This is a genomic window from Nocardia sp. NPDC024068 (genome assembly GCF_040638875.1).
Taxonomy (GTDB): Bacteria; Actinomycetota; Actinomycetes; order Mycobacteriales; family Mycobacteriaceae; genus Nocardia.
Window position 1 is genome coordinate 1 of the sequence record NZ_JBEZYU010000017.1, and the last position, 21,237, is coordinate 21,237.

The 21,237-nt window shown below is 68.7% G+C and carries 21 protein-coding genes; 9 read left to right on the plus strand and 12 right to left on the minus strand.

All coding sequences use genetic code 11. The features are described 5' to 3' along the window. Window positions 1–339 precede the first annotated feature (339 nt). Window positions 340–1,029, plus strand: a complete 690-nt coding sequence (locus tag AB0F41_RS16005) for a hypothetical protein (RefSeq protein ID WP_357424339.1) — start codon at window positions 340–342, stop codon at window positions 1,027–1,029. A 7-nt stretch (window positions 1,030–1,036) separates the two neighbouring features. Here AB0F41_RS16005 and AB0F41_RS16010 read toward each other — a convergent pair whose 3' ends face one another. Next, window positions 1,037–1,978, minus strand: a complete 942-nt coding sequence (locus AB0F41_RS16010; protein WP_357424341.1) for a diacylglycerol kinase family protein — start codon at window positions 1,976–1,978, stop codon at window positions 1,037–1,039. Further along, window positions 1,975–3,552 (minus strand): FAD-binding oxidoreductase, encoded by a 1,578-nt coding sequence (locus AB0F41_RS16015; RefSeq protein ID WP_357424475.1) that lies wholly within the window; start codon window positions 3,550–3,552, stop codon window positions 1,975–1,977. The genes AB0F41_RS16010 and AB0F41_RS16015 overlap by 4 nt, the downstream gene beginning before the upstream one ends. Before the next feature lie 140 nt (window positions 3,553–3,692). Here AB0F41_RS16015 and AB0F41_RS16020 point away from each other — a divergent pair, with 140 nt between their 5' ends. Together AB0F41_RS16020 and AB0F41_RS16025 are read left to right on the plus strand one after the other, a co-directional pair. Beyond that, window positions 3,693–4,409, plus strand: coding sequence for a TetR/AcrR family transcriptional regulator (locus AB0F41_RS16020; RefSeq protein WP_357424343.1), 717 nt, complete (start codon window positions 3,693–3,695; stop codon window positions 4,407–4,409). Window positions 4,410–4,446: 37 nt separating this feature from the next. Beyond that, entirely contained in the window at window positions 4,447–6,000 is a 1,554-nt protein-coding gene (locus AB0F41_RS16025; RefSeq protein WP_357424345.1) for a glycerol-3-phosphate dehydrogenase/oxidase, read from the plus strand. Here AB0F41_RS16025 and AB0F41_RS16030 read toward each other — a convergent pair whose 3' ends face one another. Then, complete coding sequence (locus AB0F41_RS16030) at window positions 6,001–6,522, minus strand: GNAT family N-acetyltransferase (protein WP_357424347.1); 522 nt, start codon at window positions 6,520–6,522, stop codon at window positions 6,001–6,003. Further along, a complete protein-coding gene (locus tag AB0F41_RS16035; protein ID WP_357424348.1) occupies window positions 6,519–6,659 on the minus strand; it encodes a hypothetical protein in 141 nt (46 codons plus the stop codon). Before AB0F41_RS16035 ends, AB0F41_RS16030 begins: the two co-directional genes overlap by 4 nt. Window positions 6,660–6,791: 132 nt before the next feature. Between AB0F41_RS16035 and AB0F41_RS16040 the strand changes: the two genes are divergently transcribed. The 3 genes from AB0F41_RS16040 to fdhD are packed head-to-tail and all read left to right on the plus strand — an operon-like array spanning window position 6,792 to window position 11,269. Continuing rightward, on the plus strand, window positions 6,792–8,087 hold the full coding sequence (locus tag AB0F41_RS16040) for an FHA domain-containing protein (protein WP_357424350.1): 1,296 nt from the start codon (window positions 6,792–6,794) through the stop codon (window positions 8,085–8,087). A 48-nt stretch (window positions 8,088–8,135) separates the two neighbouring features. Continuing rightward, complete coding sequence (locus tag AB0F41_RS16045; RefSeq protein WP_357424352.1) at window positions 8,136–10,445, plus strand: FdhF/YdeP family oxidoreductase; 2,310 nt, start codon at window positions 8,136–8,138, stop codon at window positions 10,443–10,445. Then, on the plus strand, window positions 10,442–11,269 hold the full coding sequence (gene fdhD / locus AB0F41_RS16050) for a formate dehydrogenase accessory sulfurtransferase FdhD (protein WP_357424354.1): 828 nt from the start codon (window positions 10,442–10,444) through the stop codon (window positions 11,267–11,269). Before AB0F41_RS16045 ends, fdhD begins: the two co-directional genes overlap by 4 nt. Before the next feature lie 48 nt (window positions 11,270–11,317). Here fdhD and AB0F41_RS16055 read toward each other — a convergent pair whose 3' ends face one another. Continuing rightward, entirely contained in the window at window positions 11,318–12,517 is a 1,200-nt protein-coding gene (locus AB0F41_RS16055; RefSeq protein WP_357424356.1) for an FAD-dependent monooxygenase, read from the minus strand. Between the two features lie 78 nt (window positions 12,518–12,595). On the opposite strand from AB0F41_RS16055, the gene AB0F41_RS16060 reads away from it, so the two are divergent. Beyond that, window positions 12,596–13,315: a TetR/AcrR family transcriptional regulator C-terminal domain-containing protein gene (locus tag AB0F41_RS16060; protein WP_357424358.1), complete on the plus strand. Its 720-nt coding sequence runs from the start codon at window positions 12,596–12,598 to the stop codon at window positions 13,313–13,315. Window positions 13,316–13,337: 22 nt separating this feature from the next. Here AB0F41_RS16060 and AB0F41_RS16065 read toward each other — a convergent pair whose 3' ends face one another. Together AB0F41_RS16065 and mihF are read right to left on the minus strand one after the other, a co-directional pair. After that, on the minus strand, window positions 13,338–13,775 hold the full coding sequence (locus tag AB0F41_RS16065; RefSeq protein WP_357424359.1) for a nuclear transport factor 2 family protein: 438 nt from the start codon (window positions 13,773–13,775) through the stop codon (window positions 13,338–13,340). 118 nt (window positions 13,776–13,893) lie between these two features. Continuing rightward, a complete protein-coding gene (gene mihF / locus AB0F41_RS16070) occupies window positions 13,894–14,208 on the minus strand; it encodes an integration host factor, actinobacterial type (RefSeq protein WP_030523251.1) in 315 nt (104 codons plus the stop codon). Window positions 14,209–14,663: 455 nt separating this feature from the next. Here mihF and AB0F41_RS16075 point away from each other — a divergent pair, with 455 nt between their 5' ends. Both AB0F41_RS16075 and AB0F41_RS16080 read left to right on the plus strand, forming a co-directional pair. Continuing rightward, window positions 14,664–15,041: a nuclear transport factor 2 family protein gene (locus AB0F41_RS16075; protein WP_357424361.1), complete on the plus strand. Its 378-nt coding sequence runs from the start codon at window positions 14,664–14,666 to the stop codon at window positions 15,039–15,041. Window positions 15,042–15,265: 224 nt separating this feature from the next. Continuing rightward, complete coding sequence (locus AB0F41_RS16080) at window positions 15,266–15,835, plus strand: carboxymuconolactone decarboxylase family protein (protein WP_357424363.1); 570 nt, start codon at window positions 15,266–15,268, stop codon at window positions 15,833–15,835. Between the two features lie 3 nt (window positions 15,836–15,838). Here AB0F41_RS16080 and AB0F41_RS16085 read toward each other — a convergent pair whose 3' ends face one another. The 5 genes from AB0F41_RS16085 to tig all read right to left on the minus strand — a co-directional run bounded on the left by AB0F41_RS16085 (window position 15,839) and on the right by tig (window position 21,177). Further along, window positions 15,839–16,222 (minus strand): hypothetical protein, encoded by a 384-nt coding sequence (locus AB0F41_RS16085; protein ID WP_357424365.1) that lies wholly within the window; start codon window positions 16,220–16,222, stop codon window positions 15,839–15,841. Window positions 16,223–16,365: 143 nt separating this feature from the next. Further along, entirely contained in the window at window positions 16,366–17,646 is a 1,281-nt protein-coding gene (clpX, locus tag AB0F41_RS16090; RefSeq protein WP_357424367.1) for an ATP-dependent Clp protease ATP-binding subunit ClpX, read from the minus strand. Window positions 17,647–18,009: 363 nt separating this feature from the next. Next, window positions 18,010–18,675 carry an ATP-dependent Clp protease proteolytic subunit gene (locus tag AB0F41_RS16095; protein ID WP_357424369.1) on the minus strand — a complete coding sequence of 222 codons (666 nt, stop codon included), beginning with the start codon at window positions 18,673–18,675 and terminating at the stop codon, window positions 18,010–18,012. 86 nt (window positions 18,676–18,761) lie between these two features. Further along, window positions 18,762–19,349: an ATP-dependent Clp protease proteolytic subunit gene (locus AB0F41_RS16100; RefSeq protein WP_357424477.1), complete on the minus strand. Its 588-nt coding sequence runs from the start codon at window positions 19,347–19,349 to the stop codon at window positions 18,762–18,764. A 439-nt stretch (window positions 19,350–19,788) separates the two neighbouring features. Then, window positions 19,789–21,177: a trigger factor gene (gene tig, locus AB0F41_RS16105; RefSeq protein ID WP_357424371.1), complete on the minus strand. Its 1,389-nt coding sequence runs from the start codon at window positions 21,175–21,177 to the stop codon at window positions 19,789–19,791. Window positions 21,178–21,237: the final 60 nt, after the last annotated feature.

Below are 21,237 nucleotides of genomic sequence, written 5' to 3' on the forward strand. Positions count from 1 at the left end.
GCTGTCAGCCCTCGAAGCGCATGTGGCGAAGCCACGAGTCTCGAGGGCTGACAGCAGACGCCAAGAGGGCCGAACCCTCGAGCGGCGGAGCCGCTCCAAAATTAAAGAGGCGGAGCCTTCGGTGGATGAGGGACACCGAGGACTCCGCCTACACCGATCAGACTACCGTCGTTCGGGCCCGTCGCCCTGAATCCATAAGCAATTCTCAGCTTCAGAGCGGATATTCTCAGGTCACGGGCGGGCCAGGGGTATGGACCGCCGGCACCGGCCGACCCCCCTGGATCACCGGCGGAAGTACACATCTTGCCGAAATCGGTCACACTGGGGACCCTGGACCGAGTGAACCCCCCGCTCGATTCCGTGCCGCTGTATCCGCCCGAAGCCGTCCTACCGGAATCGGATTCGGAAATCCTCCGCCCTCGGGGCCTCGACGATCTACGCGGCCGGCACGCGGGGTCGCTGTACTATCCGGCAACCGCGGCGGTGATCTTCGCCGGAATACCCGGGGCCGGTAAGAGCACCGCGCTGCGCAGGCTTTTCGATGCCGGGCCGGAGGCCGAGCACGCCTCACCCGGGCCCGATGAGTCGCTGGTGTTCGATTCGATCCAGGCCCGCAATTCGTGGCGGCCCCGGCTGTCCTGGCTGCCTTACCCGCTGTGGCGTCCGGTGGTGCATATGGTGCATTTCCACCGGATCTGGATCGCTTTGCGCGATCATCGCGGCCCGGTGGTGATCCATGACTGCGGCACTGTCGATTTCACCCGCGGGATGCTGGCCCGCTGGGCGCTGCGGCAGGGTCGTGAACTGCATATGGTGCTGCTCGATGTGCCGGCGGAGTCCGCGCGGGCTGGTCAGTTCGCGCGTGGGCGGCGGGTGGGGCGGGCATCGTTCCATTGGCATGTGTGGCGGTGGAGACGCCTGGTGCGCCGGGTGGAGGACGGTACGGGTCTGCAACCGGCGCCGGCGTCGGTGGTGCTGCTCGACCGGCGCGCGGCCGACCGGCTGCGCGAGGTGCGTTTCGCCGCGTAAGCCGTGTTCAGGGAATCAGGACGGTCAGCGCCGCGGGTTCGACCCGCGCGGTCAGCGGTAGCCGGCCGGCCGGTTCGCCGTCGGCGGTGGCCGGGGCGCCGGGGGCGCGCAGGCTCAGTGAACGTGCCCGGTACTGGGATACCGCGGGGTGCTCGATGCGTTTGCCCGCCGAGAGGGCGGGCAGGATCCGCAGCATTTCCGCATGCGACACCTTGCCGACGACTGTCAGGTCGAGCAGGCCGTCGTCGCAGCGGGCGTCGGGGCAGATGAGCATGCCGCCGCCGTAGGTGGTGGTGTTGCCGACTGCCGCGAGCAGGGCTTCGGTTTCGATGACGGTGTCCGGGTGATCGCCGCCGTCGAGTTCGATCCGGTAGGGGACGGCGATTCCGTGCGCGATTTCCGCGACCGCGGCGAAGGTGTAGCGCAGCCGGCCCCGCGGGTAGCGCATCCGGTTGGCGCGCAAGGTGACCCGGGCGTCGAAACCGGTGCAGGTGACGGTGGCGAACCACATCGGTTCGTGGTCGGCGGGTTCCAGCCGGCCCAGGTCGATGGTGCGCACCCGCCCGTGCCGGATCAGGTCGGCGGCCGGGCGCGGATCGTCGCCGATACCGAGTTCGCGGGCCAGGTCGTTGCCGGTACCGGCCGGGACCAGTGCCAGCGGGATGCCGCTGTGCGCGAGGGGTTCGAGGATCGTGTTGACCAGGCCGTCGCCGCCCGCGCACACCACCACATCCGGGGCGTCGCCGGCGAGTACTTCGCCCACCCGGCGGCGGGTGCCCGCGGCGGAGGGCTCGTGGATTTCGAGGACGTCGATATCCGCCGCGGCGAGCAGCTGGACCACGGTGGCGGCGGCCTCCCGTGCCTTGCCCTGGCCCGACGAGGGATTGGTCACCACGGCGACCGAGCGCACCGTACGGATATCGGCCCCGGGGCGATCGGCGTCGCTCATGGCAGCAGTGTGCCAGGGTTGAGAATGCCGGCCGGGTCGATTTCGCGTTTCACCGCGCGCAGGATCCGGATGCCCACTTCGCCGATCTCGCCGGGCAGCCAGGCCCGGTGGTCGGCGCCGACCGCGTGGTGGTGGGTGATGGTCGCACCGACGGTGGCGATGGCGTCGCCGGCCGCCTGCTTCGCGGCGCGCCATTGGGCGATCGGTTCGTCGAGCAGTTTCGCGACCACCGTGAAATACAGCGACGCGCCGGTGGGATAGGTATGCGATATATGGCACATGACCAGCGCGGGAGTCCCCTGCGCGGTGAGCGTTTCGGTGAGCGCCGCGGTGACCTTCGTCTTCAGTTCGCTCAACCGGCTCCAGGTGGTCGCGGTTTCCAGGGTTTCGCACAGCACCCCGGCGTCGAGCAGCGCGTCACGCAGATAGGGCGCGGCGAAGCGGCCGTGCTCCCAGTCCCGCGCGGGTCCGGGACCCAATTCCGTTCCGCCCGCGGCACGTAGCAGTTCCGCCGCTTCCGCGCTGCGCGCGGCGACGTGCGCGGCGGTGCCCTCGAAGGTGGTCACGGCGAGACATCCCGCGACCGGGGCACCGCCGATATCACCGGCCCGGGCCAGGTTCAGCCCGGTTTCGGCCTCGTCGGACAGCCGCAGCACGGTGGGGGCCGCGCCGGTCTGCACCACGCTGCGCAGCGCGGCGGCGCCGGTCGCGAAATCGGGGAAGGACCAGGCCGTATGCGCGGTGGTTTCGGGGACCGGATGAACCCGGACGGTGACTTCGGTGAGCACCCCCAGGGCGCCCTCGGAGCCCACGAACAGTTCCCGCAGATCCGGGCCGGCGGCCGAAGCCGGCGCACGCCCCAGGTCCACGGTTCCGGTGGGGGTGGCGACCCGGATGCGCTGGACCATATCGTCGAAGCGGCCGTATCCGGCCGACGCCTGTCCCGAGGACCGGGTCGCGGCGAATCCGCCGATACTGGCGAACTCGAAACTTTGCGGGAAATGCCCCAGTGCGAATCCGTGCGCGGCGAGCAGTTCTTCGGCGCGCGGGCCGGTGACACCCGCACCGAAGGTGGCCGTCGCGGAAACCGGATCGCAATCCAGGAGGGCGTCGAGCCGACGCAGGTCCAGGGCGATCACGGTGTCGAATCGTCCGCGGACCGGATCCACTCCGCCCACCACGCTGGTGCCGCCACCGAACGGGACCACGGCGATACCGTGCGCGGAGCAGTAGGCGAGAACCGCTGCCACCTGCTCGTGGTCGGCCGGGTACACCACGGCATCCGGCGCGTCCTGCGGAGATCGGTCGCGGCGTCGCAGCAGGTCGAGGGTGCTCTTGCCACCCGCATGCCGGAGCCGTTCGCCCGCCGCGGTGGTGAGGTGCCCGGCTCCGACGATATCGGTCAGACCGGCCCGCCGGTCCTCGGGGAGGACCAGCGGGCGCAGCGCCACGTCGCCCTCATCGCGACGCGCCGCGAGCTCCCCCGAGACCCCGAACACCTGCGTAAGCAGACCGCGGATCGGCTCGGGCAGCGTGGTACGGCCCTCGGGGACGCCCCAGGCATCCCACACCATATCGGGCCGTTCGGTGCCGTGGGCCGGGTCGGCGTCACTGGGGTGGTGCTCGGTCTGGCCGCGCCGTGTGGTCATGCGTTACAGTTTGACATGTTCTGTCAAGCAGTAACTGCCCGGTCCCGAAAGTGAGGGCGGAATCCGTGTCCACCGGCACCGGTCTCCCGGACCCCGGCCCCGCGCCGGTCGATCAGACGATCCTGGACGCGGCGCGGGAATGCGTGGCGGAGTTCGGGGTCCGGCGCACAACACTCACCGAGGTGGCCCGGCGGGCCGGGGTGAGCCGGCCCACCGTCTATCGGCGCTGGCCCGACAGCCGCGCGCTCATCGGCGAACTCCTGGTCCGGGAACTGCGCGCCATCGTCGCCACCGCCATGCCCGGCACCGGGCCCGCGCGCACACGGCTGATCACCGGCGTGGTGACCGGGGCGGCCGCGGTCAGATCGAATCCGCTGTTCGGCAAGATCTTCCGGACCGATACCGATCTGATGCTGACCTATGTGTTCGGCCGCCTGGGCCGTAATCAGCGCCAGCTGCTCGACCTGTTCACCGCGGCCATCGGCGAGGGCCAGGCCGATGGGTCGATCCGCGGCGAGGATCCCGGCCGGCTCGCGGCCATGGTGCTGCTCATCGCGCAATCGGCGGTGCAGTCGGCGACCACCGTGGCCGATCTGCTCGACGACGACGCGATGGATACCGAACTGCGCCACGCCCTGGATGCCTACCTCGCCCCCGGGATTCCCTCATCGCCAACCCCCGCGGCTCCCTCGTCACAGCCCCCCGCGGCTCCCTCGTCGCAGCCCCCCGCGGCTCCCCCCTCGTCACAGCCCCCCGGGGTTCCCCCGTCACGGAAGGAGTAGCGCACGGCGTCCGGCGACGCACCCGTGCCGCGAACAGATGTCCGACACCACACCCCCACACCCCGGTCCCGCACTCGACGCCGGGCGCCGCCGCCGCGAACTCGCCGCGCTCGGTGACGCCCCCGATATCGACCTGCTGGTCATCGGTGGCGGCGTCACCGGCGCCGGAGTCGCCCTGGACGCGGCCGCGCGCGGCCTGCGCACCGTCCTGGTGGAGAAATCCGATCTGGCCAACGGCACCAGCCGGTGGAGTTCGAAACTCGTCCACGGCGGGTTGCGCTACCTGGCGAGCGGCAAGATCGGCATCGCGCACGAGAGCGCGGTGGAACGCGGCATCCTGCTGGCCCGCAACGCCCCGCATCTCGTGCGGCCGCTACCGCAACTGGTTCCGCTCCTGCCCGGGATCGGATTCCCGGCCCGGACCCTCATCCGCACCGGCTTCCTCGCCGGAGACGCCCTGCGGGTGGCCGCGGGTACACCGGCCGCGATGCTGCCACGCTCGCGCCGGGTCACCCGGGCCGAAGCGCTGCGGCTGGCGCCCACGGTGCGGCGGGACGGTTTGCGCGGCGGGTTGCAGGCCTGGGACGGACAGCTCGTCGACGATGCGCGGCTGGTGGTCGCGCTGGCGCGGACGGCGGCGGCGCACGGCGCCACCGTACTGACCCGGGTCGCGGCCGAATCGGTGCACGGCGACCGGGCCACGTTGCGCGATACCCGCACCGGCGAGACGCTGGCCGTACGTGCCCGGGCGGTGATCAACGCGACCGGGGTCTGGGCGGATCTGGTGGACCCCAGCATCCGCCTGCGGCCCAGTCGCGGTACCCATCTCGTCTTCGACGCCGCCGCGTTCGGCGGGCTCACCGCCGCGCTCACGGTTCCGGTGCCGGGGACGGTAGGCCGGTTCATCTTCGCGCTACCCGCCCCGCACGGCCGGGTATATCTGGGACTGACCGACGAGGACGCGCCCGGACCGGTGTCCGACGAACCCCGCCCGTCCGAATCCGAGATCGGCTTCCTGCTGGACACGGTGAACACGGTGCTGCGTATCCCGTTGACCCACAGCGATATCCGCGGCTCCTACGCCGGCCTGCGGCCACTGCTGCGGACCGAGGGCGACAGTACCGCCGATATCTCCCGCGAGCATGCGGTCCTCACCTCCCCGGACGGCGTGATCACCGTGGTCGGCGGCAAATTGACGACGTACCGGAAAATGGCCGAGGACGCGGTCGACACGGCGGTCGCCGGGGGCGGGCTTGTCGCCGGACCGTGCCGCACCACCGATCTACCGCTGGTGGGCGCTGTCACCGGGGCGGCCCGGGACGGGCTCGCGGCGCCGCAACTGCTGATCGACCGTTACGGCGCCGAAGCCCCCGCGGTGGCCGCGCTGGCCGCGGCGAATCCGGACCTGGCCGGACCGGTGGCCCCCGGACTGGACGTGATCGGTGCCGAGTTCGCCTGGTCGCTCACGCAGGAGGGCGCCCTGGACGCCGGCGACCTGCTGGACCGCCGCACCCGGATCGGCCTGGTCCCGGGCGACCGCGCGGCGGCCGAGCCGGCCGCGGCGGCCGCCGTGGCCGGCTGGAGCCGATGATCAGGCGTAGCGCCAGGTCGCGATCTCGGCCCGCATACAGGCCCGCGGCCACATATCCAGGCCGTGCGCGGCTTCGGCGGCGCGCAGGGCGCGCAGTTGCGGTGTCTCCTCGGACCGGTCGAGGTACCGGAATCCCAGTCGTCGGTAGTAGGGACCGTTCCACGGCACCTCGGTGAACGTGGTGAGGGTTATCGCCGGTAGTCCCCCGTCGGCGGCCCAGCGCACCGCCCGGTCGATGAGACGGCGTCCGATCCGGGCCCCGCGGAGTCCGGGCAGCACCGACACCTGGTCGATATGGGCCATCCCGTCGACAACGCTCGCGATCAGATAGCCCACCGGCACTCCGTCGCCGGGGTCCCACACCCAGGCCCGGCCGTCGAGGACGAATTCGCCCAGCGTCTCCGCCGGCAGGGGTTCGTCGCCCGCCACGGCCGTCATCCCCACGTCGGCGAAGGGTTGCCCGGCGCGCACCTCGATATCTTGCAGCACCGGGATATCGGTGACGGTCGCCTCCCGGATCACGACCGGGACCCCTCTCGGAGCCACGGTGCGCGGGCCCGGGACACGAACGGGACGATTCGGATATCCGGGCCGGGGAGTGCGCGGTATCCGGCGACCACTGTCGGGTTCGCGGTGACTTTCGCGCTGATGAACGTCATAGGTTCCTTTCCGGAGCCGACCGGCGGTGTGACCCGTCCCGGTACGGGCCCTCTTGTCGTCCCCATCTCACACGCCGGGTAACGGATCCGCATCTATGCTGGATCCGGTGCTGCGCCAGGAAGGAGCCGTGAGTGCGCGTCGATACGTCCACCATCGGTATCGCGCCGGGTGAAGGCCTGGTCGCGCGCTTCGGTGAGGTGGTGATCTACCTGGTGGGCGCCAACGCGTCCACCGAGCGGATACTCGGCGCCGTCGAGGCCGTGGCGAATGCCGAACATCCGGGTGCGGCCATCGCGCAGCGGCTCGCGGCCGTCGTCTTCGGAACCGGATCCGAACCACCCCCGTTCGGGCTGGTGGCACCGGCCGCCGACGGCACGCTGGTCCTGCTGCGGGGTCCGGTGTCGGCGTCCATCTCCGGCGCCGAGGGCACCCGGACCCTGGTCGGGGCGCGCGCCTTCACCTGGGTCGACGAGATCCTCCGTGATCCGGTGCGCACCCTCGCGGTGGGCCCCGGCTCGGACGCACGGGTCACCCCGTATCCGCGCACCGACCTCCGCGCCGGTGTGGTTCCCGGCGGCGGTTTCGTGATCCACGCCGCGGTGCGCCGCACCAAACGCGCGAAGAATCCCGCCGCCGTGGTGGCCGCCGGCACCCCGAACGAGCCCGCGGCCACCGCCCCGGCCGGACTGGCCGCCGCCGAACCGGAACCCGAATCCGATTCCGGCCCGCCCACCGGGTTCGCGGGATCGCCCGCCGCGGATCCACTGCCCGGTACCCGGGCCTGGTCCGCCGCACCGGGGCCCCGGGTCAAGGCGGAACCGGTCCGAATCCGTCCCGAGGCGGAGCGATCCCGCGCCGGTACCGCGGCGAAGGCGATCGGTTCGGGCGGCCCTCAGGCGAAACCGGCTCGGGTGGACCCGCAGACGAAAGCGGCTCGGGTGGAGCCGCAGACGAAGGGGGCTCGCGCGGAGCCCGAGGCGAAGCCGGGACGAGCCGGAGCCGAGCAGAAACCGGTCCGCCTCGGTAAGGAGCCGGGACACCCGTACGCGTCCCGCGGACACGACGAGGGCCGGCACCCCGCCGCCCCGGTCCTGGTGGCCGAGGACGGGACCGCCTACCCGCTGGACCGCGCGTACGTCATCGGCCGGGGCCCGTCGGTCGACGAATCGGTGCGCCGCAACACCGCCGCACCACTGGTGCTCCAGCGGGACAGGCATATCTCCCGGGTGCACGCCTACCTCGCGGTCGACGGCGGCAAGGTTTTCCTGCGCGATGCCGGGACCGCGGCGGGCACCTTCGTCTCCACCCCCGGCGAACCCCGGTGGACCAGGATCAGCCAGTCGCCCACCGAACTGCCGCCCGGCGGCCGTATCAGGATCAGTGAACAGGTCCTGACCTACCAGGATTCGGGGAACGGCTCGTCCTGAGCCGGTGCCCCCACCGCGCCGCCGGCCGGCCCGGCGCACAATGGCGGTATGCACCGCAACAGCCCGGCCGACGATATCGACGAGGCGGAACTCACCGTCACACCGCCGAAAACCCAGGCGGCGGGCCTGCGGGCGGTCGGGGTCGCCCTGCAGCGGGCCGTCTCCGATATGGGTGTGGTTCGCACCGCGCGCTCGCTGGCCCGGGTGAACCAGGTGCACGGGTTCGACTGTCCGGGCTGCGCCTGGCCGGAGCCGACGGGTCATCGCCGCCCCGCGGAGTTCTGTGAGAACGGCGCGAAGGCGGTCGGCGAGGAGGCGACCCTCGACACCGTGGGCCCGGAGTTCTTCGCCGAACACTCCCTCGCCGATCTCGCCGGGAAGAGCGGTTACTGGCTGGGCCGTCAGGGCCGGCTCACCCACCCGATGGTGCTGCGTCCCGGCGATACCCACTACTCCCCCATCTCCTGGGACGACGCCTACCGCCTGATCGCCGGGCAACTCCGGAACCTGGAATCTCCGGACGAGGCGGTGTTCTACACCTCCGGCCGCACCGCGAACGAGACGGCGTTCCTGTATCAGCTGCTGGTCCGCAGTTATGGCACCAACAACCTGCCCGATTGCAGCAATATGTGTCACGAGTCCTCGGGGACCGCGCTCACCGCCTCGATCGGGATCGGCAAGGGTTCGGTCACCATCGACGATTTCGCCGCCGCCGATCTGATCCTGGTGGCCGGGCAGAACCCGGGCACCAACCATCCCCGGATGCTCAGCGCACTCGCCGACGCCAAGAAGTCCGGCGCCCGGATCATCGCGATCAACCCGCTGCCGGAGACCGGGCTGATCGGCTTCCGGGATCCGCAAACCGTGCGCGGGCTCACCACCGGTGTGGATATCGCCGACGATTTCCTGCAGATCCGGCTCGGCGGCGATATGGCCCTGTTCCAGGGCCTGGCGAAACTCCTCTTCGACGCCGAGGACCGCGCGCCGGGCACGGTCCTGGACCGCGCCTTCCTCGAGTCGCATACCGCCGGGTTCGACGAGTACGAACGACATATCCGCGCCGTCGATCTCGATACCGTGGTCGAGGCGACCGGGCTCACCCGCGCCGACCTCGACCGCACCGCCGCGCTGCTGGCCGGGTCCGAGAAGACCATCCTGTGCTGGGCGATGGGTCTCACCCAGCACACGCATGCGGTCGCCACCATCGAGGAGGCCACCAACCTGCTGCTGGCCCGCGGCATGATCGGCAAACCGGGCGCCGGGGTGTGCCCGGTACGCGGGCATTCCAATGTGCAGGGCGACCGCACCATGGGCATCTGGGAGAAGGTCCCCGATTCGTTCCTCGAAGCCCTCGACCGCGAGTTCGATATCACCAGCCCCCGCGCGCACGGGTACGACACCGTGGCCGCCATCCGCGCCCTGCGCGACGGCCGGGCCAGGGTGTTCTTCGGTATGGGCGGCAATTTCGTCGCCGCCACCCCGGACACCGCCGTCACGGAGGCGGCATTACGGGGCTGCGCGCTCACGGTCCAGGTATCCACCAAACTCAACCGCAGCCATATCGTCCACGGCGCCACCGCGCTGATCCTGCCGACCCTGGGCCGGACCGATCTGGACCTCCGGAACGGTGTACGCCAGCAGGTCTCGGTCGAGGATTCGATGTCGATGGTGCATCTGTCCACCGGCCGTCTCACCCCGGTCTCACCGGAACTGCGTAGTGAGGTCGCCATCGTCTGCGAACTCGCCCGCGAACTGCTGGGCCCGGATCATCCGGTGCCCTGGGCGGAATTCCGCGACGACTACGACCGCATCCGGGATGCCATCGCCCGGGTCGTACCCGGCTGCGAGGACTACAACACGCGGGTCCGGCAGCGCAACGGTTTCGTGCTCCCGCATCCGCCGCGCGATGCCCGCGAGTTCCGCACCGCCACCGGCAAAGCGAATTTCGCGGTCAACGATCTGCACTGGGTCCCGGTTCCACCGGGCCGGCTGGTGCTACAGACCCTGCGCAGCCACGACCAGTACAACACCACGATCTACGGACTCGACGACCGCTACCGGGGCGTACATCACGGCCGGCGGGTGGTGCTGGTACATGCCGGGGATATTGCCGAACTCGGTTTCCGCGACGGCGATCTCGTCGATCTGGTGTCGGAATGGACCGACGGCGTCGAACGCCGGGTCGAGGGCTTCCGGGTGGTTCCCTACCCCACACCGCGCGGCAACGCGGCCGCCTACTATCCCGAGACAAATCCGCTGGTACCGCTGGACCACGTAGCGGCACGATCGAATACGCCGGTATCGAAGGCCGTCACCGTCCGGCTCGAAGCCCATATCCACCGGCCCGGGCCGCGATGAGCCGAGTCACCGCACGACGCCGGATGCGGCGTCTCACGCCGTCCGGCGAGATCATCCGCCCCGACACCCTGGCCGTCGAAGAACCCCTGGAAATCCGGGTGCGCGGGGAATCTCTCACCGTCACCATGCGCACCCCGGGCAACGATATCGACCTGGTGCACGGATTCCTGTTCGGCGAGAACCTGATCGCCGACGCGTCCGATATCCATACCGCCCGCTACTGCGCCGGTACCGACGACGAGGGCCGCAACACCTACAACGTGCTCGACGTGGATCTCCGTGCCCCGGTCGCGCTTCCGGCCCGGCCCTTCCTGACCACCGGCGCATGCGGGCTGTGCGGGCGAACCGCGCTCGAGGAGATCCGGTTGCGCAGCCGCCACCCCATCCCGGCGCCGGAACCACTGCTCGACGCGACCGTCGCGGCCGGGCTTCCGGAGGTCCTGCGCGGCCGGCAGACGGTATTCGACGCCACCGGCGGTCTGCACGCCGCCGGCCTGTTCACACCGGACGGCGCGCTGCTCGCTGTGCGCGAGGACATCGGCCGCCACAACGCCGTGGACAAGGTGATCGGCTGGGCGCTACGGGAGAACCGGATCCCGGCCTCCGACCTGATCCTGGTGGTCAGCGGGCGGGCGTCGTTCGAGCTGGCGCAGAAAGCGGTCCTTGCCGGTATCCCCGTGCTGGCCGCCGTTTCGGCGCCCAGTTCGCTGGCCGTCGACCTGGCCGAGGATTCCGGGCTCACCCTCGCGGGTTTCGTCCGTGGCGCAACGATGAACATCTACAGCCACCCGGAGCGGATCCGCGGATCCGCTCTCGCCGGGTGACGTCGGCCGGCAGCCGGCTCGGCAGGCATCGGAGGGGGGCCAGGCCCGCTATCGCGCCACCGCGCCGGCATAGTCGGTCAGCTCGATATCGTCTTTGGCGCCGGCGGCGAACCTGTCCATCAGGCCGAACCAGCGCGACCCCAGGAACCAATTGCGGAGTCGCAGGCCCCAGGCGGTTTTCGGCGCGAGGAACGGACCCGGGCTGCTGCTGCCGCCGAGCTTCGCGTACCGGCGCATGATCCGCTCGTAGCGGGCGAAGGCCGCGGTGTGATCGCCCGCGGCGGCGGCGAGTTCACCGGCCAGTACATAGGCCCCCACGAGCGCCAGACCGGTCCCGAAGCCGGCCAATGCATTCCCGTAGGCGCTGTCACCGACCAGGGCGACGCGCCCCGATGTGTAGGCGGGCAGGCGCACCCGGGCCAGCGCGTCCAGGTAGAACTCCTCGCAATCCGGGAGTTCGGCGAGCATCTCGGGTACGGCCCCCGCCATGCCGGCGAAACGGTCGGCCAGGACGCGGCGCTTCTCGGCGTCGTCGGCGAATCGCAGTGCGGGCGCGGCGAACATGTACAAACTCTGCGCCTTCGGGCCACCCCGGACCGCGAGCCGTCCCGGCGCGCTGTAGGCCGGTGCCACGCGCCGGCGCGGACCGTCGGCGAGTTCGCCGGCCGGCGGCTTCCCCGCTATGGCGTAGTAGTAGCCGCGGTGCTGCACGAATTGCTCTTCCGGCCCGAATACCAGGCCGCGCACCCGCGAATGGATACCGTCCGCACCGATCACCAGGTCGAACCGCCGCGCCGGGCCGCGCTCGAATTCGACCTCGACACCGTCGGTGGTCTCCCGCAGCGCGCTGACCGAATCGCCGAACAGGTAGGCGCAGCGTTGTGCCGTGAGCCCGTAGAGAATTTCGGCGAGATCACCCCGCAGGATCTCGATATCGCCGCCGGTGAAATCTCCGGAGATCCGCGCCCGCTCTCGCCCGCCCGCGTCCACGAAGACCATATCGGTGGCGCCGGTACGGCGCCGCCGGATCTCGTCGTAGACGCCCATCCGTTCGAGCACTGTGCGCTGCACCGACCCTTTGAAGTCGACCGCCTGACCGCCCGGGCGCAGGGCCGGGGCGCGCTCGACCACGGTGACGTCGAATCCGTAGCGGTCGAGCCAGTAGGCGATAGCGGGGCCGGCGATGCTCGCGCCGGAAACGAGAACCGTGCGGTTCTGCATGACGAACTCCCTCTTATCGGCGTCCACCGGAAACTGTTTATGATGGACGCTGATTAGCGTATGGTAGACACGGTGGCACGTCAACGACTTTTCGAAAGGCCCCCGATGGCGACCCCGACCGTGCTCGAACTGCTCTGGGGCACCGACCGGCGGCCGACCCGGGGCCCGAAACCCACGCTGACACGTGCCGCGATCGTCACCGAAGCGGTCGGGCTGGCCGATACCGAAGGTCTGGCCGGACTCTCCATGCAGCGCCTGGCCGACCGGCTGGGCTACACCAAGATGTCCCTGTACCGCCATCTCCCGGGCAAATCGGAACTGACCGCGCTGATGCTGGAGGCAGCGCTCGGGCCACCACCGGAATTCGATACCGCCGCGGCACCGCAGTGGCGGCCAGGACTCCGGTCCTGGGCCCTGCTGACCTTCGAACGCTACCGGCGCCACCCCTGGGTCATGGAATTACTGACCGGCGCGCGACCGATCGGCCCCCACGAACTCGGCTGGATGGATACCGCCCTGCGAGCCCTCGACGGAACCGCCCTCAGCGGACCGGAACGCCTGGACACCCTGGTCGTCCTCAACGGCCACGTGCGCAGCCTGGCACAGCAGCTGATGAGCCCCGGCGGTAACGAGGCGGCGTTCTCCCGGGGTATCGCCGCATCACTGGAAATGGCCGGCGATCGCTTCCCCGCCGTCCTCGCCGCACTATCGGAGCCGTCGGGCGCGGGCGCGCCGGGCCGGGACGCCGCCCTCGAATTCGGGATCGAACGGATTCTGGACGGTATCGCCGCCCTGCTCGCGGAACGCGACGGGCGCGGGGCGTGAACGCCGGCGGCCCGGGCATCGGTCACATTCCCGGCAACCGGACGCCCTTCTCCGCGGCCAGCCGGGACAGCTGCTCCGCGGCGTCGATATCGATCGCGACATAGGCGCGCCAACCTTCGTCATCGCGACGCAGCACATATTCGTAATCGCTATCGGCCATGAGTGCGTCGTCGCTGTCGAAGAAGTGCCAGCGCACCCGGATCCGGACCAGCGCGGCGGTCAACTCGGCGAGTTCGATGATCGTATGATCGACGCGGGACAATCCCAGCGCCTGATAGATCGGATGCGCCTGGGCCAACCCCTGGGCCATATCCTCGCGCGAATGCAGGGCGCCGACGAACTCGTCACCGACGATGGTGCCCGGCGTCCCCCACAACGACGCGGTGCGTTCCGCGTCATAGCTGCTCAACGTGGACTGGTACTCGTCCAGGAACGATTCGATTTCGTCGCGAACGGCCATACCGCCACAGTAACCACCCCCACCGCGTCCCGCCCGGGCCATGCCGGTCGTGTCGCGCTACGACCGGCCCGGCCCGCGGCCGGAGTTCGGAGCGTTCACGACGGAACGCTCCCCCTCCTCAGTTGGCCAGCGCCTCGAGCAGCGCGGCGCGCTGCCGGGCTCCCAGGCCGCCGATACGGCGGTCCTCCGGGATATCCGCCTGATCCATCAGCTTGGCGGCCTTCACCGGACCGACGCCGGGCAGCGCCTTGATCACGGCGACCACCTTCGTCTTCTTGACCAGCTCGTCGCTGTCGGCCTTGCGCAGCAGGTCGGCTACAGAAACCTTGCCGTCCTTCACCTGACCGATCAGTTCGGAGCGCGCCTTGCGCACCGCCGCCGCTTTGGCCAGAGCCTCCGTGCGTTGTTCCGCGGTCATCGTTGGCAGTGCCATATTTCCTCCGCTTCCACTTGTCGCTCGAACATCTGGTTGATCGGGTCGATTCAACATCACAATACCGACACCTAACCGCAGACACACCGGTCGGACCTGCAGTCATAGCAATGATTTCTCACTGGCGACCGGATCGTGGCTCGCGGAACGGCTGCACACGTGACCGGGAATTCTGCGCGATCGGACACTGGAACACGTAACACTCGGAGTCGGCAGACCGACATTCCTGGCAGACGCATAATCTGCACGGCGGCGATTCAACGGCGAACCGAGGGAGTCAGCGGCGATACCCGCCCGCCAGCAGCGGCAACCGCGTCCACCAGCAGTTTTTCTTCGACAACGAGGCGGAGGCCGCTACCCGGTATTCGGTCGCGCCGCACCAATCCGCTGACGTAAACCCACACGACTGCTACGCTGCCGAACCTAGAACACGTTTCAATTCGGTAGGAGTGATGATGGCACGCGAGATCCGCGATGTGGTCGAGCAGTATGTGAAACTCGTCGGCTCGGGCCCGACCGAGGATATCGTCGCTCTCTACGCTCCGGACGCCATCATCGAGGACCCCATCGGCACCGAGCCGAAACAGGGCCACGACGCCATCCGCGAGTTCTACAACGTGATCGCGAGCCTGGATCGAGAGACCGGCCTTGCCCCGGAAACCGTCCGCATCGCCGGACGCCATGCCGCCTTCGTCTTCACCCTGGTCACCAAGGCGGGCGGGCAGCGGATGACGCTGAGCCCGATCGACACCATGGAATTCGACGACGAAGGCCGGATCACCCGGATGCGCGCCTACTGGGGTGCCGACGATATGTCCGTCGAACCCGAATGAGCCGCGATGCGGCGACTCGACTGCGCTGAGCCGCCCGCATCGCTTGCCCGGGTCGCCCACGACCGGCCCTGCCCCCATCACGCAGCCGGCACCTGCCCACAAGTTCCGGCTGCGCCGGGCCGAGATCGTGGGCGCCCCGGGCGCCATATTCTCGTCCGCGTCACGCGGAGCGCCCCTGTCTCGTCCTGCTTGTAGACCGATAACCACCGGCACGAGGAGCATCGATGAGCACAACCCGCATCCCCGCAGTCGCACCGCAGGACGCCGGACCTCTGACCCGGGTGATGTACTGGTTCGCCCGCCGGCGAATGGGCGAGGTCCCGGAACCATTCGCGGTCTCGGCCCATCACCCCGGAATCCTGATCGCGAGCGGCATCCACGAACTCGCCGTCGAGCGGGCATCGAAGAAATTGCCCGCCAATATCCGCGAGATCGCGGTGTACCGCACGGCGTGGACCGTCGGCTGCTCGTGGTGCGTCGACTTCGGCACCATGCTGCAGCGCTTGGACGGCCTCGATATCGACCGTCTCCAGCACATCGCCGACTACGAGACCTCGCCGCATTACACCGACGACGAACGCGCCGCCATCGCCTACGCCGACGCCATGACCGCCACCCCGATGACCGTCACCGACGACCAGGTCGCCGACCTCGAACGGCGCTTCGGCCGCCCGGGGGTGATCGAACTGACCTATCAGATCGCGCTGGAGAACTCGCGGGCCCGGGGCAATCACGCTCTCGGTATCACCGCCCAGGGATTCAGCACCGATTCCTGCCGGGTGCCCTGGGCCTGATGCTCAGATAACCCAGCAGGCGTAGCCGATATGCTCGCCGCGCCCGACGAAGACCCGCACAGTGGGCGCCTGACCGTCCCCGCCGGCCTGCAGCGCGGACAGAGTGTGATCACCCTCGTACCCGGGCACCCAGTGCGCCAGCGCCAGCCCACCGCCGAGGGGCGGGACGGTGCGGAACGGGACCCCGTTGTCGAAGAACGTCACCGGTGACACCGCCTCGCTCAACCAGGCTCGCACGGTGTACGTGCAGCCGGTGCCGTAGTTGGTACGGATGCCGGCATTCATATCGGGCGCCACGCTCACCTGACGCACGGTCGCGGCGGCCGGGGGCGCGGCGAGCAGCACGACCGCCACCGCCGCACCGAGCACAGATACGAAAGCACCCACACGGTTCATCCGTGTGGGTGCACATCGTCGCGGTATCGCCATGACCTGCTCCTACATCGCACGAATGCCGGGTGGTCACCGAGGGTACTGCGAGCCGGATCAGGATAGGCCCCGATCCGGCATCGGAACGATTGCGACTGCCGTCAGGCGGACTTTTCCCGGCGCTCCGGGCGCTCCCGCTTACGCGGCACGATGGTCGGCAGCACATTGTCGTTGACGGTATCCGCGTCGACCACGACCTTGGCCACATCGTCGCGGCTCGGGATATCGAACATCACCTGCTGGAGCACCTCTTCCATGATGGCGCGCAGCCCACGTGCCCCGGTGCCCCGCAGAATCGCCTGATCCGCCACGGCCTCGAGCGCGTCCCGGGTGAACTCCAGATCCACACCGTCCATCTCGAACAGCCGGATATACTGCTTGACCAGCGCGTTCTTCGGCTCGGACAGGATCTTGACCAGCGAATCCTTGTCGAGGTTGGTCACCGAGGCCACGACCGGCAGGCGGCCGATGAACTCGGGAATCAGACCGAACTTGATCAGATCCTCCGGCATCACCTCGGAGAAATGATCCGTGGTGTCGATCTCGGCCTTGGACCGGACCTCGGCACCGAAACCGATCCCGCGGTGCCCGATGCGATCGGAGATGATCTTCTCCAGGCCCGCGAACGCGCCCGCCACGATGAACAGCACGTTCGTCGTATCGATCTGGATGAATTCCTGATGCGGATGCTTGCGCCCGCCCTGCGGCGGCACGCTGGCCTGGGTACCCTCCAGGATCTTCAGCAATGCCTGCTGCACACCCTCGCCGGAGACATCGCGGGTGATCGACGGGTTCTCGCTCTTACGGGCGATCTTGTCGACCTCGTCGATATAGATGATCCCGGTCTCCGCGCGCTTCACATCGTAATCGGCGGCCTGGATGAGTTTGAGAAGAATATTCTCGACGTCCTCACCCACATAACCCGCCTCGGTGAGCGCGGTGGCATCGGCGATCGCGAACGGAACGTTCAGCATTTTCGCCAGCGTCTGCGCGAGATAGGTCTTACCGCAACCGGTGGGACCGAGCATCAGGATATTGGACTTCGCCAACTCGACGCTCTCCCCGCGCGCATCCCGGCCCTTGTCCCCGGCCTGAATACGCTTGTAATGGTTGTACACGGCGACCGCGAGGGTGCGCTTGGCGGTGTCCTGCCCGATCACGTAATTCTCCAGGAAATCCCGGATCTCCGCGGGTTTGGGCAACTCGTCGAGTTTGACCTCACTCGACTCCGCCAGTTCTTCCTCGATGATCTCGTTGCACAGATCGATGCACTCGTCGCAGATGTACACCCCTGGTCCCGCAATGAGCTTCTTGACCTGCTTCTGGCTCTTTCCGCAGAACGAGCATTTGAGCAGATCGCCGCCGTCGCCGATGCGCGCCATCTCGTGGGTCCCTACTTCCTTGTTCGCGTGCAACCATCCGTCCAGCTGTCAGCCGGCCGCCGCCTGAGGTGGAGCGAATCCGGCGGTATCACCCGGATCTGTGGGCGGTGCTGTCAACCGGGAACAAAGGTCCCTGTGTTTGACCGTACCCGGTGTGCGCGATGGAGGTCGACAACTCGGGCAGGTTTCTCGTCGCGGTTGTGCGGGGTTTCACGCGGATACCTCGTCGCGGTGCCTTTTTCGCGCGCCGCGCCGAACGGGGCGTGTCGGGCGACGCGCCCGCGATATCCGCATGGGCCACAGGCCCACCCCCGCCCGGTCCGGCGTACCGCGCTCGCACGGCCCGCCGGATCCGGGCACGCCCTACTTCTGGGCGCTGAGCTTGCGGTAGTCGAACACCGTATCGATGATCCCGTACTCCTTGGCCTCCTCGGCCGTCAGGATCTTGTCGCGATCGGTGTCCTTGCGGATGGTGTCCGCGTCCTTACCCGTGTGCCGGGCCAGGGTGGTCTCCATCAGGCGGCGCATCCGCTCGATCTCGGCGGCCTGGATCTCCAGATCCGACACCTGCCCCTGGATGCCGCCCTCGACCGAAGGCTGGTGGATCAGCACCCGCGCGTTCGGCAGGCACGCCCGCTTACCCGGCGTACCGGCGGCCAGCAGTACCGCCGCCGCCGACGCGGCCTGCCCGAGGCAGACGGTCGCGACATCGGCACGCACGTACTGCATGGTGTCGTAGATGGCCATCAGCGAGGTGAACGAACCACCGGGCGAATTGATGTACATCGTGATATCGCGGTCCGGATCCAGCGATTCGAGCACCAGCAGCTGCGCCATGATGTCGTTCGCCGACGCGTCGTCGACCTGCACGCCGAGGAAGATGATGCGTTCCTCGAACAGTTTGTTGTACGGGTTGGACTCCTTGACGCCGAAACTCGAATGCTCGATGAACGACGGCAGGATGTAGCGCGACTGCGGCCCCGCCGGGGCGATACCACCCAGGCCGCGAGGATCGTTCGGATTGGCCATATTCGTCTCCAAGTCTGTGAGTGAGCTTTCCGCCGGACGGATTCGCGAAAACGAACCGCGCACCGGTCCGGATCCGCGGCGACGCCCTAGTTGCCCGTGCCGCCCGCCTGGCGAGCATTGCTGATCACGCGGTCGATGAAGCCGTACTCCAGCGCCTGATCGGGCGTGAACCAGCGATCGCGGTCGGCGTCGGCATTGATCTGCTCCACCGGCTTACCGGTGTGCTGCGCCTGCAACTCGTTCAGCTCACGCTTGGTGTAGGCGAACTGCTCGGCCATGATCGCGATATCCGCGGCCGAACCGCCGATACCGGCCGAGGGCTGATGCATCATGATCCGGGTGTGCGGCAGCGCGAAACGCTTCCCCGGCGCACCCGCGGTCAGCAGGAACTGCCCCATGGACGCCGCCAGACCCATCGCGGTGGTGGCGATATCGCATTCGGCGTACTGCATGGTGTCGTAGATGGCCATACCGGCGTTCACCGAGCCGCCCGGTGAGTTGATGTAGAGCGAAATATCTTTGGTCGGGTCCTCGGCCGACAACAGCAGGATCTGCGCGCAGATCTTGTTCGCGATGTCATCGTCGACCTGGGTGCCGAGAAAGATGATGCGCTCACGCAGCAGGCGCTCGTACACCGAATCACTGAGATTGAGCCCAGCGGTCGGAGCTGTCATGACCTCGGCTTTGTTGATTGTCACGGATACCTGCCTTCTCTTCGCCGGCTCGTTGCTGTCACAAACACTAACGAAACAGGGCGGCACCGATCTCCCGGTACCACCCCGATTCGCTCAGAGCGCAATATCTATGGCGCCGCCTCCGGCGGCGCGGGGGTTCGGGGCCCCCTGGTGTCTCGGTTCTTCACTCCTGCGCTCAGTCGCTGCGCTCCTTCGCTCCGTCGCTCCAGAACCGAGACGGGCCCCGAACCTTGGATGCTGACCATACGGATGAAGGAAAGGTACGACCTCCCCGCCCACTGGATGCGACCATCGGGAGGACGCGGAAGCCCTGGGGGTCGGGGTGTGGGCACAACGCGGACAGCGATTGTTCGTTTGCTGTCTCCGGATGGCCAACACCGCCTCGGTCCCAGGGCTTCTCTGCGCGGTCCTCGTGGAATTACTCGGCGTCGGTGGTGGATTCCTCGGTGGTGGCGTCGGCGTCGGCGTCGGCGTCGGCGTCGGCCTTGTTGCCGAACATCTCGTCGGTGTCGACGGTGTTGCCCTCGGAATCGGTGACGGTCACCTGGACCACCACCTCCGCCAGGGCCTTGCCGCGGCGGACGTCGGCGAACACCGCGCCGAGCTGGCCGGCCTGCTGCACCTGCTGGATGAACTGCTCGGGCGCCATCCCGTAACGCTGGGCCTGGAACAGGATCCGCTCGGTGAGCTCCTCCTGGCCGACCTGGGTGCCCTCGGCCTCGGCGACGGCGTCCAGCAGCAGCTGGGTCTTCACCGACTTCTCCGCGGCTTCCTTGGTGTCGGCGTCGAACTCTTCACGGCTGGAGCCCTGCGCCTCGAGCGCCTCGGCGAATTTGGCCTCGTCGTGGTCGAAACCGTGGACGGCGTCGTGCTCGACGGCGTCGATCTCGGCCTTCACCACGGCCTCGGGCAGCGGCACCTCGACGGTGTCGAGCAGATGTTCCAGGACCTTGTCGCGGATCTCGCCGGCCTGGGTCACCTTCTTGACCCGCTCGACGCGCGCGCGCAGATCGGTCTTCAGCTCGTCGATCGTGTCGAATTCACTGGCGAGCTGGGCGAATTCGTCGTCGGCCTCGGGCAGTTCGCGTTCCTTCACCGAACCGAGGGTGACGGTGATGGTCGCTTCCTGCCCGGCATGCTCACCGGCGACCAGGGTGGAGGTGAACTCCTTGGACTCACCGGCCGACATGCCGGTCAGGGTCTCGTCGAGGCCCTCGATCAGCTGGCCGGAACCGACCTCGTGCGACAGCCCGGTGGTCGCGGCCTCCGGGACTTCCTCGCCGCCGACGGTGGCCGACAGATCGATGGAGACGAAATCGCCGTCCTGCACCGCGCGCTCGACACCGGTGAGGGTCCCGAAACGCTGCCGCAGCGACTGCAGCTGCTCGTCGATATCGGCGTCGGTCACCTCGATGGCGTCGACGGTGACGGCGATACCGCTGTAGTCCTCGGGCAGGGTGATCTCCGGGCGGATATCGACCTCGGCGGTGAACGCCAGCTCCTCGCCGTCCTCGATCTTGGTGATCTCGATTTCCGGCTGACCGATCACCTTCACCTCGGAGGTGGTGACGGCCTCGCTGTAGCGACCGGGCAGCGCGTCGTTGACGACCTGCTCCAGCACCGCGCCGCGACCCAGACGCGCCTCGAGCAGCTTGGCCGGCGCCTTCCCCGGACGGAAGCCGGGAATACGCACCTGCTTGGCCAAGGCCTTGTAGGCGCGATCGAAGTCCGGCTTCAGCTCCTCGAAGGGCACCTCGACATTGATCCGGACCCGGGTCGGGCTCAGCTGCTCGACGGTGCTCTTCACGGACATGCTCCTTGTTTCTCGTCGGTTCGTGTTCTCTCCGGCCCCGCACGCATACGTGCA